28 protein-coding genes are annotated in these 25365 nt (G+C 66.8%); 13 read left to right on the forward strand and 15 right to left on the reverse strand.

Going from position 1 to position 25365, the window contains the following annotated elements:
- Positions 1-60: 60 nt before the first annotated feature.
- The 4 genes from ACTDI4_RS02995 to ACTDI4_RS03010 all read left to right on the forward strand — a co-directional run bounded on the left by ACTDI4_RS02995 (position 61) and on the right by ACTDI4_RS03010 (position 5054).
- A complete protein-coding gene (locus tag ACTDI4_RS02995) occupies positions 61-1425 on the forward strand; it encodes a substrate-binding protein (protein WP_442839739.1) in 1365 nt (454 codons plus the stop codon).
- A gap of 192 nt (positions 1426-1617) precedes the next feature.
- Positions 1618-2493 (forward strand): branched-chain amino acid ABC transporter permease, encoded by an 876-nt coding sequence (locus ACTDI4_RS03000; protein ID WP_442839740.1) that lies wholly within the window; start codon positions 1618-1620, stop codon positions 2491-2493.
- A 15-nt stretch (positions 2494-2508) separates the two neighbouring features.
- The gene (locus ACTDI4_RS03005) at positions 2509-4359 is read left to right on the forward strand and encodes a branched-chain amino acid ABC transporter ATP-binding protein/permease (protein WP_442839741.1); all 1851 of its coding nucleotides are present in this window, start codon (positions 2509-2511) and stop codon (positions 4357-4359) included.
- Entirely contained in the window at positions 4356-5054 is a 699-nt protein-coding gene (locus tag ACTDI4_RS03010; RefSeq protein ID WP_442839742.1) for an ABC transporter ATP-binding protein, read from the forward strand. The genes ACTDI4_RS03005 and ACTDI4_RS03010 overlap by 4 nt, the downstream gene beginning before the upstream one ends.
- 95 nt (positions 5055-5149) lie before the next feature.
- On the opposite strand, the gene ACTDI4_RS03015 is transcribed toward ACTDI4_RS03010, so the two are convergent.
- The 4 genes from ACTDI4_RS03015 to ACTDI4_RS03030 form a co-directional block, all read right to left on the reverse strand.
- On the reverse strand, positions 5150-5737 hold the full coding sequence (locus ACTDI4_RS03015; RefSeq protein WP_442843247.1) for an IMPACT family protein: 588 nt from the start codon (positions 5735-5737) through the stop codon (positions 5150-5152).
- Positions 5738-5817: 80 nt separating this feature from the next.
- Entirely contained in the window at positions 5818-6462 is a 645-nt protein-coding gene (locus tag ACTDI4_RS03020) for a carbonic anhydrase (RefSeq protein WP_442839743.1), read from the reverse strand.
- Between the two features lie 45 nt (positions 6463-6507).
- The gene (gene pdxY / locus ACTDI4_RS03025; protein WP_442839744.1) at positions 6508-7389 is read right to left on the reverse strand and encodes a pyridoxal kinase PdxY; all 882 of its coding nucleotides are present in this window, start codon (positions 7387-7389) and stop codon (positions 6508-6510) included.
- A gap of 7 nt (positions 7390-7396) precedes the next feature.
- Positions 7397-7675 (reverse strand): hypothetical protein, encoded by a 279-nt coding sequence (locus tag ACTDI4_RS03030; RefSeq protein ID WP_442839745.1) that lies wholly within the window; start codon positions 7673-7675, stop codon positions 7397-7399.
- A gap of 146 nt (positions 7676-7821) precedes the next feature.
- On the opposite strand from ACTDI4_RS03030, the gene ACTDI4_RS03035 reads away from it, so the two are divergent.
- The 5 genes from ACTDI4_RS03035 to ppa all read left to right on the forward strand — a co-directional run bounded on the left by ACTDI4_RS03035 (position 7822) and on the right by ppa (position 11244).
- Positions 7822-8454, forward strand: a complete 633-nt coding sequence (locus ACTDI4_RS03035; protein WP_442839746.1) for a LemA family protein — start codon at positions 7822-7824, stop codon at positions 8452-8454.
- A gap of 85 nt (positions 8455-8539) precedes the next feature.
- Entirely contained in the window at positions 8540-9352 is an 813-nt protein-coding gene (locus ACTDI4_RS03040; RefSeq protein ID WP_442843248.1) for a TPM domain-containing protein, read from the forward strand.
- 8 nt (positions 9353-9360) lie between these two features.
- On the forward strand, positions 9361-9999 hold the full coding sequence (locus ACTDI4_RS03045) for a TPM domain-containing protein (RefSeq protein ID WP_442839747.1): 639 nt from the start codon (positions 9361-9363) through the stop codon (positions 9997-9999).
- Between the two features lie 103 nt (positions 10000-10102).
- Positions 10103-10609 (forward strand): GNAT family N-acetyltransferase, encoded by a 507-nt coding sequence (locus ACTDI4_RS03050; protein WP_442839748.1) that lies wholly within the window; start codon positions 10103-10105, stop codon positions 10607-10609.
- Between the two features lie 95 nt (positions 10610-10704).
- Positions 10705-11244, forward strand: coding sequence for an inorganic diphosphatase (gene ppa / locus ACTDI4_RS03055; RefSeq protein ID WP_442839749.1), 540 nt, complete (start codon positions 10705-10707; stop codon positions 11242-11244).
- Here the strand turns inward: ppa and ACTDI4_RS03060 are convergent.
- Positions 11231-12100, reverse strand: coding sequence for a D-alanyl-D-alanine carboxypeptidase family protein (locus ACTDI4_RS03060; RefSeq protein ID WP_442839750.1), 870 nt, complete (start codon positions 12098-12100; stop codon positions 11231-11233). The two genes, ppa and ACTDI4_RS03060, sit on opposite strands and share 14 nt — an antisense overlap.
- Positions 12101-12290: 190 nt before the next feature.
- Here ACTDI4_RS03060 and ACTDI4_RS03065 point away from each other — a divergent pair, with 190 nt between their 5' ends.
- A complete protein-coding gene (locus ACTDI4_RS03065; RefSeq protein ID WP_442839751.1) occupies positions 12291-13388 on the forward strand; it encodes a hypothetical protein in 1098 nt (365 codons plus the stop codon).
- 59 nt (positions 13389-13447) lie between these two features.
- The gene (locus ACTDI4_RS03070; protein WP_442839752.1) at positions 13448-14071 is read left to right on the forward strand and encodes a nucleoside triphosphate hydrolase; all 624 of its coding nucleotides are present in this window, start codon (positions 13448-13450) and stop codon (positions 14069-14071) included.
- Between the two features lie 11 nt (positions 14072-14082).
- Here ACTDI4_RS03070 and ACTDI4_RS03075 read toward each other — a convergent pair whose 3' ends face one another.
- The 4 genes from ACTDI4_RS03075 to ACTDI4_RS03090 form a co-directional block, all read right to left on the reverse strand.
- On the reverse strand, positions 14083-14787 hold the full coding sequence (locus ACTDI4_RS03075; protein WP_442839753.1) for a glutathione S-transferase N-terminal domain-containing protein: 705 nt from the start codon (positions 14785-14787) through the stop codon (positions 14083-14085).
- 108 nt (positions 14788-14895) lie between these two features.
- Positions 14896-16104 (reverse strand): beta-ketoacyl-[acyl-carrier-protein] synthase family protein, encoded by a 1209-nt coding sequence (locus ACTDI4_RS03080; protein WP_442839754.1) that lies wholly within the window; start codon positions 16102-16104, stop codon positions 14896-14898.
- Between the two features lie 9 nt (positions 16105-16113).
- Entirely contained in the window at positions 16114-16371 is a 258-nt protein-coding gene (locus tag ACTDI4_RS03085) for an acyl carrier protein (protein WP_442839755.1), read from the reverse strand.
- A gap of 177 nt (positions 16372-16548) precedes the next feature.
- Entirely contained in the window at positions 16549-17016 is a 468-nt protein-coding gene (locus ACTDI4_RS03090) for a hypothetical protein (RefSeq protein WP_442839756.1), read from the reverse strand.
- 191 nt (positions 17017-17207) lie between these two features.
- On the opposite strand from ACTDI4_RS03090, the gene ACTDI4_RS03095 reads away from it, so the two are divergent.
- Together ACTDI4_RS03095 and ACTDI4_RS03100 are read left to right on the forward strand one after the other, a co-directional pair.
- Entirely contained in the window at positions 17208-17807 is a 600-nt protein-coding gene (locus ACTDI4_RS03095; RefSeq protein ID WP_442839757.1) for a hypothetical protein, read from the forward strand.
- Between the two features lie 83 nt (positions 17808-17890).
- Positions 17891-18658, forward strand: coding sequence for a class II aldolase and adducin N-terminal domain-containing protein (locus ACTDI4_RS03100; protein ID WP_442839758.1), 768 nt, complete (start codon positions 17891-17893; stop codon positions 18656-18658).
- 70 nt (positions 18659-18728) lie between these two features.
- On the opposite strand, the gene ACTDI4_RS03105 is transcribed toward ACTDI4_RS03100, so the two are convergent.
- From ACTDI4_RS03105 to ACTDI4_RS03130, 6 genes are all read right to left on the reverse strand, one after another.
- Positions 18729-19361: an HAD family hydrolase gene (locus ACTDI4_RS03105; protein WP_442839759.1), complete on the reverse strand. Its 633-nt coding sequence runs from the start codon at positions 19359-19361 to the stop codon at positions 18729-18731.
- Between the two features lie 431 nt (positions 19362-19792).
- A complete protein-coding gene (locus ACTDI4_RS03110; protein WP_442839760.1) occupies positions 19793-21220 on the reverse strand; it encodes a gamma-aminobutyraldehyde dehydrogenase in 1428 nt (475 codons plus the stop codon).
- 12 nt (positions 21221-21232) lie between these two features.
- Complete coding sequence (locus ACTDI4_RS03115) at positions 21233-22048, reverse strand: ABC transporter permease (protein ID WP_442839761.1); 816 nt, start codon at positions 22046-22048, stop codon at positions 21233-21235.
- Entirely contained in the window at positions 22038-23003 is a 966-nt protein-coding gene (locus ACTDI4_RS03120; protein WP_442839762.1) for an ABC transporter permease, read from the reverse strand. Before ACTDI4_RS03120 ends, ACTDI4_RS03115 begins: the two co-directional genes overlap by 11 nt.
- Positions 23000-23998: an ABC transporter ATP-binding protein gene (locus ACTDI4_RS03125; RefSeq protein WP_442839763.1), complete on the reverse strand. Its 999-nt coding sequence runs from the start codon at positions 23996-23998 to the stop codon at positions 23000-23002. Before ACTDI4_RS03125 ends, ACTDI4_RS03120 begins: the two co-directional genes overlap by 4 nt.
- An 89-nt stretch (positions 23999-24087) precedes the next feature.
- Positions 24088-25248, reverse strand: a complete 1161-nt coding sequence (locus tag ACTDI4_RS03130) for an ABC transporter substrate-binding protein (RefSeq protein ID WP_442839764.1) — start codon at positions 25246-25248, stop codon at positions 24088-24090.
- Between the last annotated feature and the right edge of the window lie 117 nt (positions 25249-25365).

Genomic DNA, 25365 nt, shown 5'->3' on the forward strand with positions numbered 1-25365 from the left:
AATCGGCCGTCGACGGCCACGTCCAGGCAAGGATCGGAACACCAACCGTGGGAGGAAAGCATGTCAGACTTCAAACTGGGAAACAGGACCACAAGTGTCTTGTCGCGCCGTCACGTCCTGCAGATCGGTGCAGGCGTGGCCGGCGCGACCTTGATCCCCGGCCTCGGCAACATCGGTTGGGCCCTTGCCGACGACAAGCCGGCGATCGGCACGTGGCCGGCGGGCTCTGAGGGCGACACGGTCTATATCGGCGCCGCGGTGCCGCTCACCGGCACCTACGCGGTGCAGGGCGAGGACGAGCGCAAGGGCATGGAGCTTGCCGTCGAGCATATCAACGACGGCCATGAGCTGATGAAGACGTTCGCGCCCAAGCTCGACAAGGGCCTTCTGGGCAAGAAGGTGGAGCTGCTTTCCGCCGATTCGGCGGCGAAGCCGAACCAGGCGGTGCAGGCCGAGCAGACCTTCATCAACCAGAACAAGGTGATCATGATGACCGGCTCGACCTCGTCGGCCGTGGCGGTCGCGCTCAACAAGTTCGCCCAGCGCGAGAAGATCCTTTATCTGGCGGCGATCTCCGGCTCCAACGACACCACCGGCAAGGACTGCGTGCGCTACGGCTTCCGCCAGGGCTTCTACGGCGAGATGGCGGCCAACGCGATCGGCCCGGTTCTGGTGAAGAATTTCGGCAAGAACCGCAAGGCCGCGTTCATGACGCCGGACTACACCTACGGCCACACCACCACCAAGTCGGTCAACGACTACCTGACCGAAAAGGCCGGCTGGCAGATGGTGACCAACCAGGTCTCGCCGCTCGGCACGCAGGACTTCAGCCAGTATCTGACCAACATCGCCAATTCCGGCGCCGAATTCCTGATCAACGTCAACTGGGGCCGCGACGCCGTGCTGTCGACCCAGCAGGCCAAGCAGTTCGGCATCCTGCCGCAGATGACGCTGGTCGTCCCCTACCAGGTTCCGTTCCTCGCCAAGGAGGTCGGGCCCGACATCACCGCCGGCGTCTTTGCGGCGACCGACTTCTGGTGGACCCTGGAGGATCAGTATCCGCTGGCCAAGATGTTCGTCGAGACGTTCCAGAAGAAGTACAACTACCGGCCCGAATGGGGCGCCGAAAACGCCTATGTCAGCTTCGCCCAATGGGCGCGCATGGTTTCGGAAGCCGGCAGCTTCTATCCGCCCGACGTCATCAAGCAGTACGAGAAGGGCGAGACCATCCCCTCCCTCCTCGGCGACGTCCACTACCGCGCCGAAGACCACCAGTGCGTGCGTCCGGTCGTCATCGTCCGCGGCAAGGCCCAGAAGGACATGAAGAACGACGAGGACTTCTGGGAGGTGCTCGAGGTCGTGCCCGGCGAAAAGGTGATCCAGCCGGCGGATGCCTTCGGCTGCCAGCTCGGCGACTACACCTGACCGGCGGCCCTCCTCGCCCTTGCGGGCGGGAGGGGTCGATCTCCCCACGGCCGCGCGGGGCGGCACGAAGCACGAGCGTTCCGCCGCGCGGCTCCGCCGCCCGCATCCTGCGAGGCGGCGGACCGCCTGGCTTCACGGGTGCGGGGCGACGGCACGGGGTGCGTTCTCATCAACCTCAAGGCGGGCGGCAGCGTGATCAACTGGGCCAACTTCATATCGCAATGCTTCAACGGGCTGGTGCTGGGCGCGCTGCTGGCGCTGATTTCCTCCGGCCTGACGATCATCTACGGCACGCTCGGCGTGCTCAATCTGGCGCATGGCGCCATGTTCATGCTCGGCGGCTATGCCGGCTGGGTGGCCTATACCTATTCGGGTTCCTTCATCGTCGCGGTAATCGCCGGCTCGCTGTTCGTCATGCTGGTGGGCGTGGTGACGGAGCGGCTCATCATCCGCCACTTCTATTCGCGACCTCCCGAGGACCAGCTTCTCGTCACCTTCGGCCTCGGCATCGTTTTCGTCGAGGCGGTGCGCTTCGTCTTCGGCAGCCTGTCGCAGACCGTGCCGCCGCCGGCCTTGCTGCAGGGCATCACGCCGCTCGGCTTCATGGTCTATCCGACCTATCGCCTCGCGCTGCTCGGCATCGTCGCGGTTGCGCTGCTGGTGCTTTATTTCGTGCTCTACAAGACCCGGATCGGGATGATCGTGCGCGCCGGCATCGAGGATTCGGTCATGGTCGATTCGCTCGGCATCAACGTCTACAGGATTTTCATGCTGGTGTTCGGCATCGGCGCCATGGCGGCGGGCTTCGCCGGCATCGTCAACGCCCCGGTGGTCTCCATCGCGCCCGATGTCGGAGAGGCGATCCTGGTGCAGACCTTCGTGGTGGTGGTCATCGGCGGCGTCGGCTCCTTCCCGGGCGCCATCCTCGGCGGTCTCATCGCCGGCGAGATCATCTCCATCACCTCGATGTTCAACCCCGGTTATTCCTATGTCATGCTGTTCGTGGCGATGACGCTGGTGCTGGTCCTGCGCCCCCACGGGCTGCTGGGCACTGCGGGCCGCGAGTGAACGGGCTGCCTTCCCATGATTAGACAACGCCCATTCCTCGTCGAGATTCTGACGGCCCTCGGGCTGATCGCGGCGCCCTTCGTGCTGCCCTATCTCGGCTTCACCCCGACGACGATCAACCGCATCCTCATATGGGGCCTGCTGGGGATCGGCTTCGACCTCCTGTTCGGCTACACCGGCCTGCTTTCCTTCGGCCAGTCCGCCTTCTTCGGCACCGGCGGCATGTTCGCGGCCTATCTGCTGACGCAAACCGCGTTCCAGAACACCATCGCGGCCGTCTTCCTCGGCGCGATCGCGGCCGGTTTCGTCGGCTATCTGGTCGGCCTGATCGCGTTGAGGCGCACCGGCATCTATTTCGCCATGATCACAGTGGCGATCGCCGAAGTGTTCTTCTTCGTGGAGTTCAACCCGTTGTCGGACTACACCGGCGGCGAGAACGGCCTGCCCGGCGTGCCGACGCCGAACCTCAGCCTCGGCTTCACGACCATCGAGTTCTCCTCCAACTGGTCGATGTATGTCTTCTTCGCCTTCTGGTATTTCGTCGGGCTGGTCGTGGCGCTGCGCATCGTGCGCTCGCCCGTGGGGCTGCTGTTGCGCGCCATTCGCGACAACCCGCTGCGGGCGGAGGCGCTCGGCCACGACATCCACGGCTACAAGCTTGCCGTGTTCGTCGTCGCCGCCGTCTATTCCGGCTTCGCCGGCGGCCTGCTCGGCCTCATGCAGGGGTTCATGCCGCCGGACGCCTTCATGTTCGCGACATCGGGCGAGATCGTCATGCAGACCGCGATCGGCGGCGCCGGCACCCTGTTCGGGCCGTTGCTCGGCGCTGCGGCATGGCTCTACCTGAGCGATTTCTTCCAGACGACGCTCAATCTCGGCGCCACCTGGAAGCTGGTGCTGGGGATCGTGTTCGTGCTGCTCGTGTGCTTCCTGCGGCGCGGCCTGGCGGGAGCCGTCATCGATCTCTATCGCCTAGCGACGAAAGACAGGACAGGGATCGTAGCCGAACCCATCTCCTCCGCCGCGCCTGCATTGGCAGCCGCCGCCCGGGCGGTCGCCGCCGACGCCATGCCGGCGCGCAAGCGGCACGCCGAGCGCGTGTCCGGCCCCATCCTGCAGGCCACTGGCCTCACCAAGCGCTATGGCGGCGTGGTGGCCAACAGCGATGTCGACTTCACCGTCGATCATGGCGAGATGCGCGGCATCATCGGGCCAAACGGCGCCGGCAAGAGCACCTTCTTCAAGATGCTGACCTGCGAGGTGGCGCCGACCTCGGGCAGGATCGTGTTCGAGGGCCGCGACATCACCGGCATGAACGTGTCGGATGTCTGCCAGCTCGGGCTGACCAAGAGCTACCAGATCAACCAGCTCTTCGAGCGGCTGACCGTCCGCCAGAACCTGACGATCGCCGCGCTCGGCGAACTGCGCGGCAAGTTCAGGCTCGACCTGTTCCGCAACATCCGCGGCATTCCGGGCCTGGCCGAGCAGGTGGAGCATACGCTGGCGCTGGTCAACCTGGCCGGGCGGCCCGACACGCCGGTGTCGGAGCTTGCCTATGGCGAAAAGCGCCGGCTGGAGATCGGGCTCGCCCTGGCCACCTCGCCGACGCTGTTGCTGCTCGACGAGCCGCTTGCCGGCATGAGCCCGAGCGAGCGCGTCGAGACGGTGGCGCTTCTGAAGTCCATCGCGCGCGGCCGCACCATGATCGTCATCGACCACGACATGGATTCCCTGTTCGAGCTGGTCGAGAAGATCACCGTGCTGCAGGAGGGCCGCGTTCTGGTCGAGGGCACGCCCGACGAGATCAGGACCAACGCGAAGGTGCAGGAAGCCTATCTCGGCGGCGTGCACGGGGAGATGGCATGAGCCTGCTCGAAGTCAACGGCCTCAACAGTTACTACGGCGACAGCCACATCCTGTTCGACGTCTCGCTGCGCGTCGAGAAGCACGAGGTGGTGGCGCTTCTGGGCCGTAACGGCGCCGGCAAGTCGACGACGCTCAAGAGCCTGATGGGCGTCGTCACCCCGCGCGCCGGCAGCGTCAAGCTCGACGGTGCGGAGCTTGCGGGCCGCAAGGCCCACGCCATCGCCCGCGCCGGCATGCAGCTCGTGCATGAGGACCGCCGCATCTTCGGCAGCCTGAATGTGGAGGAAAACATCATCCTCGCCGGACTGACCGCCGACAACAAATGGCCGCTGGAGCGCATCTACGACATGTTCCCGCGGCTGAAGCAGCGGCGCACCAGCCGCGGCACCGACCTGTCGGGCGGCGAGCAGCAGATGCTGGCGATCGCGCGGGCGCTGGTGCGCGACCCGAAGATCATCCTGCTCGACGAGCCGTTCGAGGGGCTGGCGCCGGTCATCGTGCACGATCTGGTGCGCGCCTGCCGTGACCTGGCGCAGGAAGGGCAGACGATCGTGCTGGTGGAGCAGAATCTGGCGGCGACGCTTGCGCTGGCCAAGCGCGTCTACATCATCGCCAACGGCCACATCGCGCATGAGGCTCCGGCGGTCGAGATAAAGGCGCAACCGGAGCTGTTGCAGCGCTATCTGGGCGTTTAGGGCGCACGGCGCGCCCGCCGTTCCGGTGCGGCAAAATCGATTAGATTGACCATGATGTCGTCCGAAAACCGCTTCACGCTTTTCGGCATCATGGTCTAGCCCGGCAGCGAGATCACCGCGCGGCCGCTGGTGAGGTCAGTCATCATTCGGCACACGGCGTCGACCTCGGCGTCGTGGATCGTCACGACGAGCCTGCCGCCGGTGGCCATATAGTCCTGGGAAAGCACCTGCACCGCCGGCAGCGCCGCCAACCGCGCCTGCACCAGCGCCAGATCCGCGAAGCCGGCCGTGATCGTCGCCTCGACAGTGGCGATCAGCGGCACCTTGGGCGCCGCGCGCAGGCATGAGGCGGCGGTGCCGCCATAGGCGCGGATCAGTCCGCCGCTGCCCAGCAATATGCCGCCGAACCAGCGCGTGACCACCACCGCCACGCCGTCGAGCGACTGGCCGTCGATCGCCTGCAAAATGGGCTTGCCGGCGGTGCCCCCGGGCTCGCCGTCGTCGTTGAACCGGTACTGCTGGCCGACGCGCCAGGCCCAGCAATTGTGGTTTGCCCGCGGGTCGGAATGCTGCGCGATGAACGCCTTCGCCGCGGTTTCCCCCGACACGGGGCCGGCCACCGCGAGAAAGCGGCTCTTCCTGACCTCCTGCTGGCAGGTCCGGACGTCCTGGAGCGTGAACAGCGTCGCCATGATGTGGGCCTAGCAGGTTCGGCGCCGATGCCAACCGCTATTTTGGCTGCCGTCTGAGGCTTGCGGAAGGCCTATTCCAGGGGCGGCCGCTCGAAGTCGCCGGTTTCCCTGTTCATCGCCCATAGCTCGCCCGTGGAGATGTCGAACCAGGCGCCGTGCAGCGTCAGCTTGCCCTTGTCCTCGAGGATCTTGATGCAGGGAAAGGTCCTGAGATTGGCGATCGAATAGCGGATGGATATGCGCTCCAGAGCGGTCTGGCGCTCGCTGTTGGTCATCAGCGTGGTTGCGGCGACCGTCTCGGCCGCCGGCGCGATCAGGCTCATCCACTTGCCGATGAAGTCGCCGGGCGAAAGCGGCGTGTGGCTGGTGTCGAGAGCGGCGCGGATGCCGCCGCAGCGCCCGTGGCCCATGACCACGATATGCTTGACCTTCAGGCTCTGCACGGCGAATTCCAGCGCGGCCGAGGTGGAATGGAACTCGCCGTCCGGCTCGTAGGGCGGCACCAGGTTGCCGACATTGCGCAGCACGAACAGCTCCCCCGGGCCGGCATCGAAGATGGTCTCCGGCGCCGAGCGCGAATCGCAGCAGGCGATGATCATGGTCTCCGGCGCCTGGCCCTGGCGGGCCAGCGAGGTGTACCGGCCGCTTTCGGAGGGATAGCGCCCGCGCATGAAGTTGCGGTGGCCGGCGAGAAGATGTTCGGGAAGATGGGGCATCGGTCGCAATTAATGTGAAAACGGTGCCGTGATCAATGACGAAGTTCAAGGAAAGCCATCGGAACCCGTCAGTTGGTGCAATTGCACGGCGGCCGTGGGCTGGGCCAGGCAGTCCGCGTCGGTCTCGAGCTGCAACTCGTCGCCGCCGCGCGCCACGGTGCGGGCAAGGATCTCGTACACCGCCGCCGTGGTCGAGCCCAGCGCATCGGCGGGCGGCATGCCGTCCATGGTGCGCGCCAGGTAGAGCGCGGCGGTCAGGTCGCCCAGCCCGTTCGGCGGCCGGGCAACGGTGCGGTGCTCGGCCAGCAGCGCCTGTCCGTCCCGCACGAGCAGGTTGGCGATGCCGCCGTTCAGCGTGGGCGGCGCCGAGGTGACGAGCATGGTGGGCGGGTCGGCGGCCAGCGCCGCCGCCATGATCGCCTCCATGTCCGGCAGGCTCCCGCCGGCCATCCAGGCAAGCTCGTAGCGGTTCGGCGTGGCGACGTCGGCGAGTGGCATCAGCCGGTCGCGGATGGCGGCGGCCGTTGCCTCCGGCACGTAGAGGCCGCCGGAATCGCCGATCACCGGATCGCAGACATAGAGGGCGCCCGGGTTTTTCGCCCGCACCGCGCCCACCAGTGAAGCCACGGCTTCGGCCTGCCCGGCATCGCCGAGATAGCCCGACAGCACCGCGCCGACCTCGCCGAGCCAGGGCGCGCGTTCGAGATCCGCCATCAGCGCGGCAAACTGTTCCGGCGGCGCCACGATGCGCGTGCCGCGGCCGTGCCCGGGATGCCAGGGCAGCACCACCGTCGGCACCGCCCAGACGGGAAAGCCGAGGCTCTCGAGGGCGAAGACGGCGGCGCGGTTCCCGACCGAGCCGCGCACCACATGGCTGGAGACGACGACGACGGCGCGGGGCGCGCCCTGTGTCTGCGGTGGAATCATCCGTGGTCTATCCGCGATCGAGGAGAAGGAACAGGAGCCAGACCATCAGCGCGGCGACGATCAGCAGGCCGAGCACGCGGCCGATGCGCGTGCCCCAATGCTCGATGCGGTCGCCCGGATCGACGTCCGCGGCGGCGACATGGTCGCGCACGCCCCTGGCGGCGCGTCCCACCAGCGAGGAGCCGCCCGGCGCTGCCTCCATGGAGACGCGCTTCAGGATGCGCTGCGCCTCGCGTTCGCCTGGATCGCTCGGGCGTCCGTCATGCTGATCCTTGCCTGATGCCATGGTCGTTCCCGTTTGCGGCGAACTTAGCCTGTCCGTTCCGCGCAGCACAGGGGGTGCCGCATCGGCGCATGATGCCACGCGTGCCCATTTTCTTGGCCGCTCATTGTGGTAATGCTTGCCTCCCGAGGCTCCTGAAGGAAAAGCATATGCTCGCACAGCGTCTTTTTCCGCTTCCGCGCAACCTGCCGGCCCTGCTGGCGGTGGCGGTGCTTCTGCCGCTGCTCAGCGCCTGCGGCTACAACACCATTCCCACGGCCGAGGAAAACGCCAAGGCGGCCTGGAGCGAGGTACAGAACCAGTATCAGCGCCGTGCCGACCTCATTCCCAACCTGGTCGAGACGGTGAAGGGTTATGCCGCGCATGAGAAGGACACGCTGCAGGCCGTGGTCGATGCCCGCTCCAAGGCCACGCAGGTGACGATCTCGCCGGAAAACCTTTCCGATCCGGAAGCCTTCAAGCGGTTCCAGGACAGCCAGGCCGGCCTGACCGGCGCGCTGTCGCGGCTTCTGGCGGTGGTGGAGAATTATCCCGACCTCAAGGCAAACCAGAATTTCCTGGCCCTGCAGGCGCAACTGGAAGGCACCGAGAACCGCATCGCCGTGGCGCGGCGCGACTACATCCAGGCAGTGCGGGACTACAACCTCACGCTGCGCACCTTCCCGTCGGTGATCTGGGCGACGCTGTGGTTCCGCAACAGCCAGCCGTTCCAGAATTTCTCCGCGCCGGAGGACAAGCTGGACGTGCCGAAGGTGAGCTTCGGCACCAGCCAGGGCGGCTGACGTCAGGGGCCCTGCGGTCGTGAGCGGCGGTTCGATCGAGGCCGTGGGCCTTTTCCCACCCCGCGCTGCGCGGGGGCGGGCCGGCATTGCCCGGCTCCTGGCCCTTGCCCTGCTTGCGTTGCTGCTGCCGCTGGCGGGTGCTCTGGCGCAGGCCGAATTGCCGAAGCTCACCGGCCGCGTGGTCGACGACGCCGGCATGATCGACGCCGCCGCCAGGGCCGCGCTGACGCAGAAGCTGGCCGATTTCGAAAAGAAGGGCTCGGACCAGATCGTCGTGGCCACCGTGCCCGACCTCGGCGGCGAGGAGATCGAGCCCTACGCCAACCGCCTGTTCCGGGCCTGGGGCCTCGGGCAGGCCGGCGACAACAACGGCATCCTGCTGTTGATCTCCCGCGACGACCGCAAGATGCGCATCGAGGTCGGCTACGGGCTGGAAGGCACGCTGACCGACCTGCACAGCAAGCTCATCATCGAAAACGATCTCGTGCCGGCCTTCCGCGAAGGCGACTTTTCCGGCGGCATAGAAAAGGCCGTCGACGACATCATCATGGTTCTGGAGGGCAACCCGGAGGAACTGGAAGCGCGCGGCCGGGCCAATCAGCAGTCGTCCTACAACAGCGACGACCTGTTCTTCGCCGTCTTCATCACCATCTGGGCGCTCATCTTCTTCGGCGGCTTCGCCATGGCGATCCTGCCGCCGATCTTCGGCACCAGGATCGGGCCGGGGCGCTATCGCTGGCTCGGCATGACCTTCGACAATCGCCGCCGGTCCTCGCGCGGCTGGTCGTCCGGTGGCGGCGGCTGGTCCTCGGGCGGTGGCGGGTGGTCGTCGGGAGGCGGGGGCTTTTCGGGCGGCGGAGGCTCGTCCGGCGGCGGCGGCGCTTCGGGAAGCTGGTGAGGAAGGCGATGGCCACGGGACCGATCAGCGCGCAGGACCACGTCAGGATTTCGCAGGCGATCCGCCTGGCGGAGGACAATACCGACGGCGAGATCTATTGCGTTCTGGCGCGTTCGAGCGGCGGCTACTTCTTCGCGGCCGCCTTTACCGCCACGATCGCCATGCTGCTCGCCAGCCTGGCGGTGGCCTACGGGCTGGAAGCACGCTGGCTGTCGCTCCGGCTGCCCCATTTCGTGCTGGCGCAGATGCTGGCCTTCGCCTGCGTCTACCTGGTGCTTTGGCTGGTGCCGGCGCTCCGCATCCATCTGGTCCCGCGCGGCCTGCGCTACCGCGCCGCGCACGCCAACGCGGTCAAGCAGTTCCTCTCCCGCAACGTGCATGTCACCGCGGCGCGCACCGGCGTGCTGGTCTTCGTGTCGCTGGCCGAGCGCTATGCCGAGGTGGTCGCCGATTCGGGCATAGACGCCCGCGTCGGCCAGCATGTCTGGGACGGCGTGGTTGCCGAACTGACCGCTCATGCGGGCGACGGCCGCCTCGCCGACGGCTTCGTCCAGGCCGTCGAAACGGTAGGGGCGGTGCTGGCGGAGCATTTTCCGCCGACGCCCGGCAATCCCAACGAGCTGGAAGACCGTCTGGTCGAGATCTGAGCCGCTCTGCGTGGCGGGGCTTTCCGTCAGCCGAAAGGCGGCGGTGGGAAGCCTCATCCAGGCTCTTTGCAAGAGCCCGGCTCGGGTCTATGGTTAATGAATTATGAACACGTTGACCATCGACATCCGCAAGGCCGAGCCCGACGACGCGGGCGCCATTGCCGACGTGCACATGGAAGCCTGGCGCGGCGCCTATAGCGGCATCATTCCGTACCGGACGCTGACGGCGATGATCAATCGCCGCGGTCCGGGCTGGTGGGCCAACGCGATCCGTCGCGCCGCCACGGTTCTGGTGGTGGAGATCGGCGGCACGATCGTCGGCTATGCCACGATCGGGCGCAATCGCGCACGCGAACTGAAGCAGCAGGGTGAGATCTACGAGCTTTACCTGCGGCCGGAATATCAGGGAATCGGCCTCGGCACCCGACTGTTCGCCGCCGCCCGCCGCACATTGGTCGACCATGGCCTGAAGGGCATGGTGGTGTGGGCGCTGGAAGACAACGACAATGCGCTCGCCTTCTATGCCGGCGCCGGCGGCCGCGACGTGGCCGAGGGCGTGGAGGTGTTCGAGCAGAAGGCGCTGAAGAAGGTCGCCTTCGTCTGGGAGTGACGGCCGGCCTTTGCGCTCCTATGCGCCATTCGCCATATTGCGCCCTGCCGCGCCCGCCTGTATCGGTCTCGCCGAATCGAAACAGGGACTGAAGCATGCGCATCGAAGCGATAGCCGTGGGCACCAATCCGCCCCAGGACGTCAACGTCATCATCGAGGTGCCGGTCGGCGGCGAGCCGATCAAGTACGAGATGGACAAGGAAGCGGGCACGCTGTTCGTCGACCGTTTCCTGCATACGCCCATGCGTTATCCGGGCAATTACGGCTTCGTGCCGCACACGCTGTCGGACGACGGCGACCCCATCGACGTGCTGGTCTGCAACACGCGCGCGCTGGTGCCGGGCTGCATCATCAATGTGCGGCCGATCGGCGTGCTGGTGATGGAGGACAATGCCGGGCAGGACGAGAAGATCATCGCCGTGCCGTCGCCGCATCTGACCAAGCGCTACGAGAAGGTGTTCAACTACACCGACCTGCCGCAGATCACGCTCGACCAGGTGTCCCACTTCTTCCAGCACTACAAGGACCTCGAGCCCGGCAAGTGGGTCAAGATCGACGGCTGGCACGATGCGGACTACGCCCGCCGCCTGATCGTCGAGGCCATCGAGCGGGCGGGCAATCTCAAGGCTGGTTGAACACCAGCCGCGGCGCGCCCGCGCCTTGCGCCAGCGCGCGTTCCAGCAGCGCCTCCACATGGGCGTTGCGCTCGCGCGCGCTGTCGGCTCCCATCACCACCACGACGAGCCGCTTTCCGCCTGCGTCGTAGGACGTGACGATGTTGAAGCCGGAGGCGCGGATATAGCCGGTCTTGATGCCGTCCACGCCGTTCACGCGCCCGAGCAGGTCGTTGTGGCCGCGCACCAGCTTGCCGCGGAAGGTAAAATCCGTGGCAGAGAAGTAGTAGTAATATTGCGGAAAGCGCTGGCGCAGCGCCAGGCCCAGCACCGCCATGTCGCGCGCGGTGGTGTGCTGGCCGTCGTCGGGCAGGCCGGAGGCGTTGCGGAAGACCGTGTTGCGCATGCCGATCTGGCGGGCTTTTGCCGTCATGGCGGCCGCGAAGGCCTCCTCGCTGCCGGCCAGATATTCGCCCACCGCCACCGCCACGTCGTTGGCCGACTTGACGGCGAGCGCGCGGATCGCCGTCTCCACGTCGATGGTCTCCCCCGGCCTGAAGTGCAGCTTGGTGGGTGCTTGCGATGCGGCATGCGCCGAAACGGGAATCGGCGTTTCCTTGGTCACGCGGCCCGAGTCCAGCGCTTCGAACAGCAGGTAGAGCGTCATCATCTTGGTGAGCGAGGCGGGGTAGCGCGGCGCGGTCGAATTGGCCTCGAACAATTGCTTGCCGGTCTTCGCATCGACCACGATCGCCGCATATTTCTGCGGCGGCGCAGGCACAGAGAGCACGGCCTCCGGCGGTGTGGTTGTGGTGCAGCCGGCCGCCAGCGCCACGAGGGCGAGGGTCGCGAAGCATCTTGCGGCAATGGACGACAATCGGAAATTCGGCAAGGCGGGTCGTTCTTGAACGAAAGGCAGGGCGTTTTTTCGCGCCGACCCTAGCCCAGCATTTCGGCGTCGTCCATTTGGCCGGCGCCCGGGAATTGCCGTTTGCCCAGCTTTTGCGGGCTTGCGCCGGCGCGCCGACGCGCGCTCTGTTGTGCATGGGGGCGAATCGGGACGGACCATGGACAGGATCACCATCACGGCGAAGGGCATTTCGGTTTCGGTGGACCTGGCGGTCGGCCATCTCGCGGACCTCGTGGTCGAGGCCGGCGAGCGCGGCCTGAGGCCGTTGCACCGCGCGCCATGGCTGGACGAACCGCCGGGTGAACTGCCGCAGGGCCTGCCGGAAGGCGTGGCGCGCCTCTCCGGCGATTTCCTGTGCGCGCCCTTTTCGGCCAGCGACGTCGAGGCAGCGCCGCTGCACGGCTGGCCCGCCAACAGCCCTTGGGATGTGGTGGAAAGCGCCGCCGTCGCCGACGGCTGGCGCGCCGTGTTCCGCCTGCGCCGCAAGGTGATGGGGGCGGCGGTGGAAAAGACGCTGCGCCTGCGCCACGGCCACCCGTTCCTCTACCAGGAGCATGCCTTCGTCGGCGGCTCGGGCGCCATTTCGGTCGCCCACCATCCCATGACGGTCATGCGCGAGGGCGGGCGGCTTTCCTTCTCGCCGAAGCGCCTCGCCGCCACGCCCGAAATATCGCTGGAGCCGGACCCGAAGCGCGGCCGGTTTGCCCTGGCCTATCCCGCCCGCAGCGCCGATCTGGCCGCCTTTCCCACGGCCGGCGGCGGCACGACGGATCTGCGCGACTATGCGATGGAGCCCAGCCGCGAGGATTTCGTCACACTGATAGAGGCCGATCACGCCGGGCCGGGCTGGACGGCGGTGGCGCGGCGCGCCGAGCGCGATCTCGTGCTGGTGCTGAAGAACCCCGCCGAACTGCCCGTCACCATGCTGTGGACCAGCAATGGCGGACGCGACTATGCCCCCTGGAACGGCCGCCACCGCGGCGTGCTCGGCATCGAGGACGGGCGCACGGCGATCGGCCATGCCGCCTCGTTGGGCGACAACTGGCTGAAGCGGGAGGGCGTCGCCACGGCCTTCGCGCTTGCGCCGGACGGCCGCGTCGCCTTTCGTCACGTGATTGGCGCGCTGCCGCAGGCAGATGGCCCGCCGCCGGCTTCCGTTGCCATGCTGCCCGACCGGCTGCGGCTGGAGACGCTGGACGGCGCCGTGCGGGAAGTTCCCTTCGACGGAACTTTCCTGCGCATCGGCAAGGCTTGACGCCGGCCCCCGATTTTTCGGATTGTGGCGGCGACGGGGAGAACGAGCGGAGCGAACGCATGTCCGAGATCGCCACTATCGCCGCCACCATCTTCCGGCGCGCCGGAAAGGCCAGACGCTTCGTCGTGGCCATTGCCGGACCGCCCGGTGCCGGCAAGTCGACCCTGTCTTCGGCGCTGCATGGCCTTCTGCCGCAGGGCACCGCCGAGGTCGTGCCGATGGACGGCTTCCACTATGACGACGTGGTGCTGGAGGGCCGGGGCCTGCGCGGGCGCAAAGGCGCGCCCGAAACCTTCGACTTCGCCGGCTTCGAGGTGCTTCTGAAACGCATCCGCGCCGGCGAGCCGGACATCGCCATTCCCGTCTTCGACCGCTCGGTCGAACTGTCGCGCGCGGCGGCGGCCGTCATCGGCGCGGATGCGCGCTTCGTGCTCGTGGAGGGCAACTACCTGCTGCTCGACGAGGAGCCCTGGTCGCGGCTGGCGCCCTTGTTCGACTTCACCATCTTCCTCGACGTCCCGCGCGGCGAGCTGGAACGGCGCCTGCGCCAGCGCTGGCATGAGCACGGGCGCAGCGAGGAGGAGGCGCTGGCCTGGATCGCCTCCAACGACATGCCCAATATCGAGCGCGTCCTGGCGCGGCGGCGCGCTGCCGACCTGATCCTGCACGAACAGACCGGCTGATGCCGCGGCCGTCAGGCCTTTGCCGGGATGGCGAGGCCACGCTGCACGGCCGGGCGGGCAAGGCCGCGTTCCAGCCAGGCGGCGACCTGCTTGAAGTCGGAATAGCCGACGAGGTCGCCGGCGCCGTACAGGCCGACCAGGTTGCGCACCCAGCCCAGCGTGGCCACGTCGGCGATGGTGTAGTCGGCGCCCATTATCCAGTCGCGCCCGGAAAGCCGCGCGTCGAGCACGCCGAGCAGCCGGCGCGATTCGCTGACGTAGCGCTCCAGCGGGCGCTTGTCGGCGATGTCGCGCCCGGCGAATTTGTGGAAGAAGCCGACCTGGCCGAACATCGGGCCGATCGCCGCCATCTGGAAGAATACCCATTGGATGGTCTCGTAGCGCTGCACCGCGTCGGCCGGCAGCAGCTTGCCGGTCTTTTCGGCCAGATAGAGCAGGATGGCGCCCGATTCGAACAGCGCCAGCGGCTGGCCGCCCGGTCCGTCGGGGTCGATGATCGCAGGGATCTTGCCGTTCGGATTCAGCGAGAGGAACTCCGGCGTCCAGGTCTGGTCCTTGCCCAGGTCGATATAGTGCGCCTCATAGGGGAGGCCGGTTTCTTCCAGCATGATGGAAATCTTCACTCCGTTGGGAGTGGGCGAGGAATAGAGCTGGAGACGCTCCGGGTGCTGCGCCGGCCAGCGTGAATTGATCGGAAAGGCGGAAAGATCGGCCATCAGAGGTCCTCGGGAAAAGAGCCGGCGGATGCGGCGGGAGGGGCTGTGACAGAGTTAGGCGAGGCGCCGCGCAGGTTCAATGCGCCACCGGGCCGCGCATGAAAGGCTTCAGGCGCGCGTGAAGGCCAGCACCGCATTGGTTCCGCCAAAGGCAAAGGCATTGCTGAGCGCGGCGCGCACCGGGCGCTCGCGCGCGACGTTGGGCGTGACGTCCAGATCGCAGTCCGGGTCCGGCTCGCGGTAGTTGGCAGTCGGCGGCACCAGCCCCTCGCGGATCGCCATCACGCAGGCGATCAGTTCCAGCGCGCCGGATGCCCCCAGGCAATGGGCGTGCATGGACTTGGTGGAGGATACCGACAGCCGCGAGACGTGCTCGCCGAACACGCGCCTGATGGCCGCCGTCTCGATCTGGTCGTTGGCCTTCGTGCCGGTGCCATGGGCGTTGAGATAGTCCACGTCTTCCGGGTCGAGCCCGGCGTCCGCCAGGCAGGCGCGCATTGCCGCTTCCGGCCCTTCGACCGTGGGGGCGACGATGTCGGAGGCGTCCGCCGACAGGCCGGCGCCGGCGATCTCGCCGAGAATCTCGGCGCCGCGGGCGCGCGCGTGTTCATAGCTTTCCAGTACGGCCATGCCGGCGCCCTCGCCCAGGACCAGCCCCTGGCGGTCGGCCGAGAAGGGCCGGCAGGTCTCCGGCGCCAGCACCCGCAGCGCCTCCCATGCCTTCAGCACGCCCCAGACCAGCGGCGCGTCGCTGCCGCCGGCCAGCATCACGTCGGCGCGGCCGAGCCGGATCTGGTCCACAGCCGCGGCGAAGGCGTGATTGGCCGAGGAACAGGCCGAGGTGACACCGAACACCGGCCCGCGGAGGCCGAGCGCCATGCTGACCTGGCCGGCCGCCGCCCCCGGCATCACCTTGGGCACGGTGAAGATGCCGGCGCGGTTCTTGCCTTCCAGCAGCAGCGCCCGGTAGTTTTCCTCGATCGCTTCCCACCCGCACACGCCGACGCCGACCGTGGCGCCCATGCGCCATTCGTTTGCCTGGCCCGCCTGCAGGCCGGCCTGCGCCATGGCCTCGCGTGCGGCGATGACGGCCAGCAGGCTGAAGCGGTCCATGGAAACGAGCTGCTTGCGGTCGATGCCGTGGTCGGGCAGCGCCTTGATCTGGCTGCCGATCCGGACCTTCAGTTCATGCAGCTCGACATTCTCGATCGGCCCGATAGCCGGCCGGCCGGCCCGCATCGCTTCCCAGATGGAGGCGGCGTCGGTGCCCATCCCGCAGATGCCGCCGATGCCGGTGATGACGACGCGCTGGCGCATGAGGTCCGGTCAGGCTTTTTTTGTTGCGATGAGTTCGCGAACCGCCTCGACCATGTCGCCGACGTTCTTGAGGTTGCTCCAGGCGTCGACCGTGTTCATCTCGATCTCGATGCCGTAGGCTTCCTCCAGGTCGAAGATGATCTCCGTCAACTCCAGCGAGTGGATGCCGAGCGCCGTCAGTTCGGTGTTCGTGGTAATCTCCTCGCCGCCTGGTTCGGCGTGGGCCTTGATCTTGTCGATGATCTGCCTTGCCAGCTCGTCAGCCATCCGGTTCCTTTCTGAAAAAAGCTCTTCCCGATGCGACGCCGCTGCGCCCTGCGCGACCGATCTCCACCGCGCCTGCTTTCCCGCCCGTTGCCTGCGTGCGGTGCGGGCGCCCCCTTTCTCTATAGAAACGGAAACGGCGCGAGGCAACAGGCGATAGCGGGCGCCTGCGGCACACCCTCATTGCGGCGGCCGCGCGGCGGCATAGATGACCACCCTGCCGGCCGGCTCGAAATCCACCGCCAGCACGTCCTGAGGCAGCACGCGGCGGGAATCGATGGCGTGGAACAGCAGCGCGTTGGCCTCGATCTCCTGTTGCAGCCGCGCGATCTCGCCCTCGTGCTCCTTCACGCGGTCCTCGATCTTCGACGGCAGGCCGCGGCCCTCCTCGCGCGCGGCATCGCGCAGGAAGACGATATCGACCCTGTCGGCCCAGGTCGTCTTGCGCACGGCGCCCAGATTGTCCGCGGTCTTGTCGATTGCGGCCAGCACCTTGTTCTGCTTCTCGGCGGCGGTCGCTTCCTCCTGCCGCACGTCGGCGCCGATGATCGTGCTTTCGAGCGTCTTGCCGGCGGATGCCTGCGCCCGGGCAGCGCCGGTCGCCGCAAGCGCGGTGCCCAGCGCGATCACAAGGATTGATGCATGCAAAGCGTCTTCACTCCGTATTCCCGAGGATATCGTGTCCGCCCCTCGCGCTATGCCCAACGGGCATGCCGCCGCAAGGTTCCATGCATGAGATCCAGTCGATTGACCCGGCCGATTGACATTGCGCGCGGTTGCCGGCCTGCTCCCTTTTCCGGTAAATGCCGGGGCTGGGCCACGGCAAGCGAGGGGGAAGAATGGCGACGCAGGAAACGGTGACCACGGCGCCCGAGGTCTTTCCCCATGTCCGCATCGTCATGGGCATGGTGATCGGCCTGGGCGTGACCCGGCTCCTCTCCGGTCTCGCCCGCATCGTGCAGCACCCGAAACAATACCAGCTCTATCCCGTGCACCTGGCCTGGACGGCCTCCGTGCTTCTCATGCTCGTGCACTTCTGGTGGTGGGAGTTCGGCCTCTACCATATCGGCACCTGGACCTTCGGCAAGTATCTGTTCATCATCGTCTACTCCATCGTTCTTTTCCTGCTGTGCGCCCTGCTGTTCCCCGACAGCATGCAGGACTATCGCGGCTTCGAGGACTATTTCTATGCGAACCGCGCCTGGTTCTTCGGCGTCCTGGCGGTGACCTACCTGCTGGACGTGGTCGATACGCTGCTCAAGGGCCCGGCTCATTTCGCCCATTTCGGCAGCGAATACCTCATCCGCACGCCGCTGTTCGTGGGCTTGTGCGTCGTCGCCTTCCTGGTGCAGGACCGCCGCTTCCACATCGCCTTCGTGGCTTTCGCGCTGGTCTATCAGGTGTGGTGGATCCTGCGCCTGTTCGACACCATAGTCTGAGCGGCCGGCCCGGCTGGCCCACCATTTTGGCATTGCCGGCGGCCGGCCGGAACGGCATGCTGGCAGCAAAAGGAGGACCGCCGATGACCGTTGCCAGCCTGAGGAAGGACGCGCTCACCAACCTGCCCTTCTACGAGGAACGCGTCGACCTTGCCTGCGCCTTCCGGTGGACCGCGCGTCTCAACATGCACGAGGCGGTCGCCAACCACTTCTCGCTTGCGGTGAACGGCGATGGCACCAGGTTTCTGATGAACCCGAACCAGATGCATTTCTCCCGTATCAAGGCGAGCGACCTCCTGCTGATCGACGCCAACGATCCCGACACGTTGTCCGGTCCGAACGCGCCCGACCCGACCGCCTGGGGCCTGCACGGCGCCATCCACCGCAACTGCCCGCATGCGCGTTGCGTCATGCACGTGCATTCCATCCACGCCACGGTGCTGGCTTCGCTGGCCGATTCCGCGCTGCCGCCCATCGACCAGAACTGCGCGACCTTCTTCAATCGCTATGTCGTGGACGATTGCTATGGCGGCCTCGCCTTCGAGGAGGAGGGCGAGCGCTGCTCGGCGCTGCTGGCCGACCCGAAGCGCAAGGTGATGATCATGGGCAACCACGGCGTGCTGGTGATCGGCGACACGGTGGGAGACGCCTTCAACCGGATGTATTATTTCGAGCGCGCCGCCGAGACCTACATCAAGGCGCTGTGGACCGGCCGGCCGCTCCGGGTGCTGCCGGACGAGATCGCCGAGAAGACGGCCGCAGAGCTGGAAAACTACCCCGGCCAGGCGGAACGGCATCTGGCCGAACTGAAGGCGATCCTCGACGAGCAGGAGCCTGCCTACCGCAACTGATGGGCACGCTTCGGCGACCGCAAGGCCTCCCGAAGCGTTTCATGCCCTGGGCGCAAGGCGCGGAAAAGGGCTACAGGCCCAATTCGGCCCGCAGTTGCGCAATGTCGTCCACCACGACGGCACCTGCCGGCCCGGCCATCGGACGCTCCGGCCAGAACAGGGTCCGCATGCCGGCCGCCAGTCCCGCCAGCGCGCCGGTGAAGCTGTCTTCCACCACCACCGCCCGGCCGGGGTCGACGCCGGCCAGCCACGCCGCCCGCAGGAAGGGCTCGGCATGCGGCTTGCCTTCGCGTACGTCGTTGCGGCTCACCGTCTTCATGCCGGCATGGGCCAGGCCGACCATGCGCAGATTGGCATCGACGACCAGCCGGTCGGAATTGGACACCACGGCCTGGGCCACGCCGCCTGCCTTGAGTTCGCGGTAGACCTCCACCGCGCCGGGCCGCGGCTTCAGTCCCGCGACATTGTCGAGATAGTATTCGTATTTCAGCGCGATCCATTGCTCGAACGGCACGTCGAGGCCGAACTCGTCGCACATCATGGCGTACACATGGGCGGCGCTCTGTCCCAGCACGCGCTGATGCAGGTCGTCGGGGGGCGTGAGCCCCACGCTCTGCATCGCCGACGACAGCGCGGCGTCGTGCAGCGGTTCGCTGTCCACCAGCGTGCCGTCCATGTCCCAGAAAACCGCTTGCGGCGTCATCGGCGCCTCCTTTTGCCCGCGTCCCGGGGCATGAATTTTCGAGAAGCGCATGGCGGCATTCGAAAAAGATCATGCTCCGGCGAAGAGATAGATCGGGATGACGATTCGAGGAACGTCATCCCGATCTAGGGTCAGGTCCTGTTAATTTGGCTGGAATGGCGTTCGAGATGGCAAGAGATGCGAGGAAAAGTCTGAAGAGCGGGGTGGTTCCCCCGGTCGAGGACTTTGACGCGGCAGATCGACGCCAGCTCGATCGTCCTTCGGATCGGGCGGATTTGCACGGGCTGCTTTGTCGCAAGGCCTTGAAAGGCTCAAGCCTTCCTGCGGCCTTGCTTCGCGCATCCGCACAAATCCGCTCCGACCATTCCAACCAAATTAACAGGGCCTGACCCTAGCGCATCGAACGGGCTAGCGAAACGCCTGAGGCACGCTCACCCGTGCGCGATCATGACATGGCGCACGGCGGTGTAGTCCTCAAGCGCATAGAGCGACATATCCTTGCCGTAGCCTGATTGCTTGAGCCCGCCATGCGGCATCTCGTTGGTCAGCATGAAATGCGTGTTGATCCAGGTGCAGCCATATTGCAGCCGCGCGGCGGTCGCCATGGCGCGCGAAACGTCCTTCGTCCACACCGAGGACGCCAGGCCGTAGTCGCTGTCGTTGGCCCAGGCCACGGCCTGATCCACGTCGGAGAAGCGGGTCACGGAAACCACCGGCCCGAACACCTCGCGCCGCACGATCTCGTCCTCCTGCAGGGCGCCTGCCACCACCGTCGGCTGATAGTAGAAGCCGTTGCCTTCCCCCGGGCTGCCGCCGGTGGTGATCTCGATATGCTTCAGTTCTGAAGCGCGTTCGACGAAGCTGGACACGCGGTCGCGCTGGCGCCTGGATATGAGCGGCCCGATCTCGTTTTCGGTATCGTCGGGCCGGTCGTAGGCGATGGTGGAGACGGCCGAGGTGAGGTCGGCGACCAGCCTGTCGTAGATCTTCGCTCCGGCATAGATGCGGCAGGCGGCGGTGCAGTCCTGCCCGGCATTGTAGTAGCCGAAGGCGCGCAGGCCGTTCACCACGGCATCGAGGTCGGCATCGTCGAAGACGATGACCGGCGCCTTGCCGCCCAGTTCCAGGTGCGTGCGCTTGACCGACTTCGCGGCGGCCTGCAGCACCTTCTTGCCGGTGGCGACGTCGCCGGTGATGGAGATCATGTTCACCTTGGGATGGTTGATGAGCGGGCTGCCGACGCTCTCGCCGCGGCCGAGCACCACGTTGACCACGCCTTCCGGCAGTATCTCGACCAGGATGCGGGCGAGCTTCAGCGCCGTCAGCGGCGTCTGTTCGGAAGGCTTGAAGACAACGGTGTTGCCGCCGGCGATGGCCGGCGCCAGCTTCCAGGCCATCATCATCAGCGGATAGTTCCACGGCGCGATGGAAGCGACGATGCCGACCGGATCGCGGCGGACCATCGAGGTGTGGCCGGCAATATATTCGCCCGCCACCTGGCCGGGCATGGCGCGCACGGCGCCTGCGAAGAAGCGGTAGCAGTCGACGATCGCCGGAATCTCGTCGTTGAGCACGGCGTTGATGGGCTTGCCGCAGTTCAGGGCCTCCAGCCTGGCGAACTCCGCAGCCTCGGCCTCGATACGGTCGGCGATCTTGAGCAGGTAGCCGGACCGCTGCGCCGGCGTGGTGCGCGACCAGCCGGCGAAGGCTTTTTCCGCAGCGTCCACCGCGGCATCGATCTGTGCCGGGCCGGCCTCGGGCAGGTTCAGGATGGTCTCGCCTGTCCTGGGGTTGAGGATCGCCTCCTCGGCTTCCGTGCCCGTCTCGAATTTCGAGCCGATCAGCATCTGGGTATCCATGGAAAGTCTCCCTTATTTGCCCGATCCGGCGACCTGATCGCCGTCGCGCGTGAGGTAATAGGCGGCAAGGATGGGAAAGAGCGTGACCAGCACCACCACCATGGCCACCACGTTGGTGACGGGCCGCTGGCGCGGGCGGATCAGTTCCTCCAGCATCCAGATCGGCAGCGTCTGCTGCTGGCCGGCGGTGAAGGTGGTGACGATGACCTCGTCGAAGGACAGCGCGAACGCCAGCATGCCGCCCGCCAGCAGCGCGGTGGCGATGTTGGGCAGTATGCAGTAGCGGAAGGTCTGGAACCCGTCGGCGCCGAGGTCGTAGGAGGCCTCGATCAGCGAGCCGGAGGTGCGGCGGAAGCGGGCCACGGCGTTGTTGTAGACCACCACCACGCAGAAGGTGGCGTGGCCGAGCACGATCGTCCAGAACGAGAACGGGATTTCGGCCAGCGCGAAGGCCGAGCGCAGCGCGATGCCGGTGATGATGCCCGGCAATGCGATCGGCAGGATGACCAGCAGCGAGATGGTCTCGCGGCCGAAGAACCTTGTCCGCGACACGGCCGCCGCGCACAGCGTGCCCAGCACCAGCGCGATCAGCGTCGAGATCGCCGCGACCTGCACCGAAAGCGAGAGCGCGCGCCATACGTCCGGCCGGTTCCACGTCACCGCGAACCAGTCGGTTGTGAAGCCGGGCGGCGGCCACTGGTAGCTCTTCTCCTCGCTGGTGAAGGCGTAGACGAAGATCAGCAGGATCGGCAGGTGCAGGAAGAGCAGGCCGCAGGCGGCGGCGATCTTCAGGCCCAGCGGCGCGGATTGCGAGCGGTCAGAGCGCATCGAAGGCCCCCAGGCGCCTGGCGCCCCACAGATAGAAGCCCATGATGACGATGGGCACCACGGTGAAGGCGGCGGCGAGCGGTATGTTGCCGGCCGTGCCCTGCTGGGCGTAGACGGCCTGGCCGATGAACAGGCGCGAGGTACCGATGATCTGCGGCACGATGTAGTCGCCCAGCGTCAGCGAGAAGGTGAAGATCGAGCCGGCCACGATGCCCGGCAGCGCCAGCGGGAACAGCACGTTGCGGAAGGTCTGGCCGGGCGTGGCGCCCAGGTCGGACGATGCCTCCACCAGGTTGCCCGGCACGCGCTCGAGCGCGGCCTGGACGGGCAGGATCATGAAGGGCAGCCAGACATAGACGAAGACGATGAAGGTGCCGGTGAAGGAGACAGACAAAGAATTGCCGCCGACGACGGGAAGCGACAGCCAGGCGTCGAGCAGCCAGGAAAGGTGCAGCCTGTCGAGCAGCCAGGTGAGGATGCCTTCCTTGGCCAGGATCAGCTTCCAGGCGTAGATCTTGACCAGATAGCTCGACCACAGAGGCAGCATGACGGCGAGGTAGAACAGCGCCTTCCAGCGCCCGCGCGCATAGCGCGCCGCATAATAGGCGATCGGGAAGGCCACGGCCGCCGCCGCCAGCGTGACGCAGGCGGCCATGGTGACGGTGCGGATGATGATGTCGAGATTGGCCGCCTGGAAAAGGTCGCCATAGGTCTTGAGCGTGAACTGGCGGTTGATGAGGCCGGAGAACTCGTCGATGGAGAAGAAGCTCTGCAGCAGCAGCGCGATCAGCGAGCCGATATAGACGATGCCCAGCCACAGCACGGGCGGCAGGAGCATGAGCAGCAACAGCAGCTTCGGCCGGCGCCAGAAGGCGTCCGACAGCGCCCCGCGCACGCCACCGCCGCCGGGCAGGATGGCTGAGGCCACGCGGGTGGGGACGGCCGCCGCGGTCATGCCGCCTCTTCCATCAGGTGAAGCTGATCGCGGTTGAAGGTGAGCATCACCTCTTCGCCGTGCCGCGGCAGGGCGCTGCCGGCCGGCATCACCGCGTGCAGGCGCAGCCCCTCGGCATCGAGCGCCAGCCGCGTCGTGGCGCCCAGATAGTTGGTGCCGACAAGGCGTGCCGGAACGCCGTCGCCGCTCGCCGTCCGGCTCACCCGGATCGCCTCGGGGCGCAGCGAGCCCCAGCGGCGCTGGCCGCAATAGCGCTGCACGAAGTCCGGCGGCAGCACGTTGGAGGAGCCGACGAAATCGGCCACGAAGCGCGTCGCGGGCCGCTCGTAGATCTCCTGCGGGGCGCCCACCTGCATGATGCGGCCCTCGTTGAAGACGGCGACGCGGTCGGCCATGGACAGCGCCTCGCCCTGGTCGTGGGTCACGAAGACGAAGGTGATGCCGAGCGACTTCTGCAGCGATTTCAGCTCTTCCTGCATGTTCTCGCGCAGCTTGAGGTCGAGCGCGCCCAGCGGCTCGTCGAGAAGCAGCACCTTGGGTTGGTTGACCAGCGCGCGGGCCAGCGCCACGCGCTGCCGCTGGCCGCCGGAAAGCTGGCCGGGGCGGCGCGCGCCGTAGTCCGGAAGCCGCACCAGCGCCAGCGCCTCCTCGGCCGCCTTGTGGCGCGCGGCCCTGGCCGTGCCCTTGACCATCAGCCCATAGGCCACGTTGTCGAGCACGTTGAGATGCGGGAACAGCGCATAGTCCTGGAAAACGGTGTTGACGTTGCGGCGGTATGGCGGAACGCCCTCCGCCCTCTCGCCGAAGATCGACACCGAGCCGGCGGTCGGCTGCTCGAAGCCCGCGATCAGGCGCAGGCACGTCGTCTTGCCGGAGCCCGACGGTCCCAGCATGGCGAAGAACTCGCCGGGCGCGATGTCGAGATCGACCGCGTCCACGGCCTTGACCGCGCCGAAATGGCGCGAGACCTGTCGAAAGGAAACAGCGGTGGTCATGACCGGCCTCGGCTCTCTTCAAGCATGTATCGCCCGCCCGGCCGCAGACGCGGCCGGGTGGGGAATGATGGGGCTGGCGCGCGGCCTGCTTACCTGCCGCCGATCACGCCGATATAGTCCGACACCCAACGGTAGTAGGGCACGCACTGGTCGCCCTGCGTGGCGCATTTTGTCACCGGCGTCTTCCAGAACTTGATCTTGTCGAAGTCCTCGAAGCCGTTGGTCTTGCAGCCTTCGTCGGTCAGCAGCGCGTTGCCCTTGCAGGCGGCCGGCACGGCCGGGTTGGAGCCGAACCAGGCGGCGAGGTCGCCCTGCAGCTTCGGCGACAGCGAATGCTCCAGCCACATATAGGCGCAGTTGGGGTGCTGGCTGTCGACATGCAGCATGGTGGTGTCGGCCCAGCCGGTGGCGCCTTCCTCCGGAATGGTGGAGGCGACGGGCTGCTTCTCGCTGGCCAGCAGGTTGACCTGGAACGGCCACGAGCCGGAGGCGACGACGCCCTCGTTCTTGAAGTCGTCCACCTGGATCATGGCGTCGTGCCAGTAGCGGCCCACCAGCGTGCGCTGCACGCGCAGCAGGTCGAGGGCCGCCTTGTACTGGTCCTCGTTCAGCTCGTAGGGGTCCTTGATGCCGAGATCGGGCTTGTGCGCCATAAGGTAATTGGCGGCGTCGGCGATGTGGATCGGCCCGTCATAGGCCTGGATGCGGCCCTTGTTGGGCTTGCCGTCGGGGAAGTCCATCGGCTCGAACACCACGTTCCAGCTCTTCGGCGCTTCCTTGAAGACATTGGTGTTGTACATCAGCACGTTCGGCCCCCACTGGTAGGGCACGCCGTAGTGGACGCCGTCGACCGTGAACCACGGCGCGTCCTGCAGCCGCTTGTCCACCGTGTTCCAGCTCGGGATCAGGTCGGTGTTGATCGGCTGCACGCGCTTGCCGGCGACCATGCGCAGCGAGGAATCGCCCGAGGCGGTGACGAGGTCGAAGCCGCCCTCGTTCATCAGCGCCACCATCTCGTCCGACGTGGCCGCCGTCTTGACCGTCACCTTGCAGCCCGTCTGCTTCTCGAAGTCGGTGACCCAGTCGTAGTTCTTGTCGCTCTCTCCGCGCTCGATATAGCCGGGCCAGGCCACGATCGAGAGCGCGCCCTCGCCCTTGCCCAGCTCCTTCAGCGCTTCCTGCGCGGCCGCCTGGCCGACAAAAGCCAGCGCGACCGTCAGCGCGGTGCACGATTTCAGGAATGAATGCATCGTCTCCTCCCGTCAAAAAAGGGGGCCGCTCCCCTCGGCGGCTCCGCTTCCTTGTTTGAGGGTGTCCCGAAACCACAGGTTTCGCAAATTCATTTGTCAGAACGTCGGTATCGGTTT

The organism is Mesorhizobium sp. PUT5, from assembly GCF_052216645.1.
Lineage (GTDB): Bacteria > Pseudomonadota > Alphaproteobacteria > Rhizobiales > Rhizobiaceae > Mesorhizobium.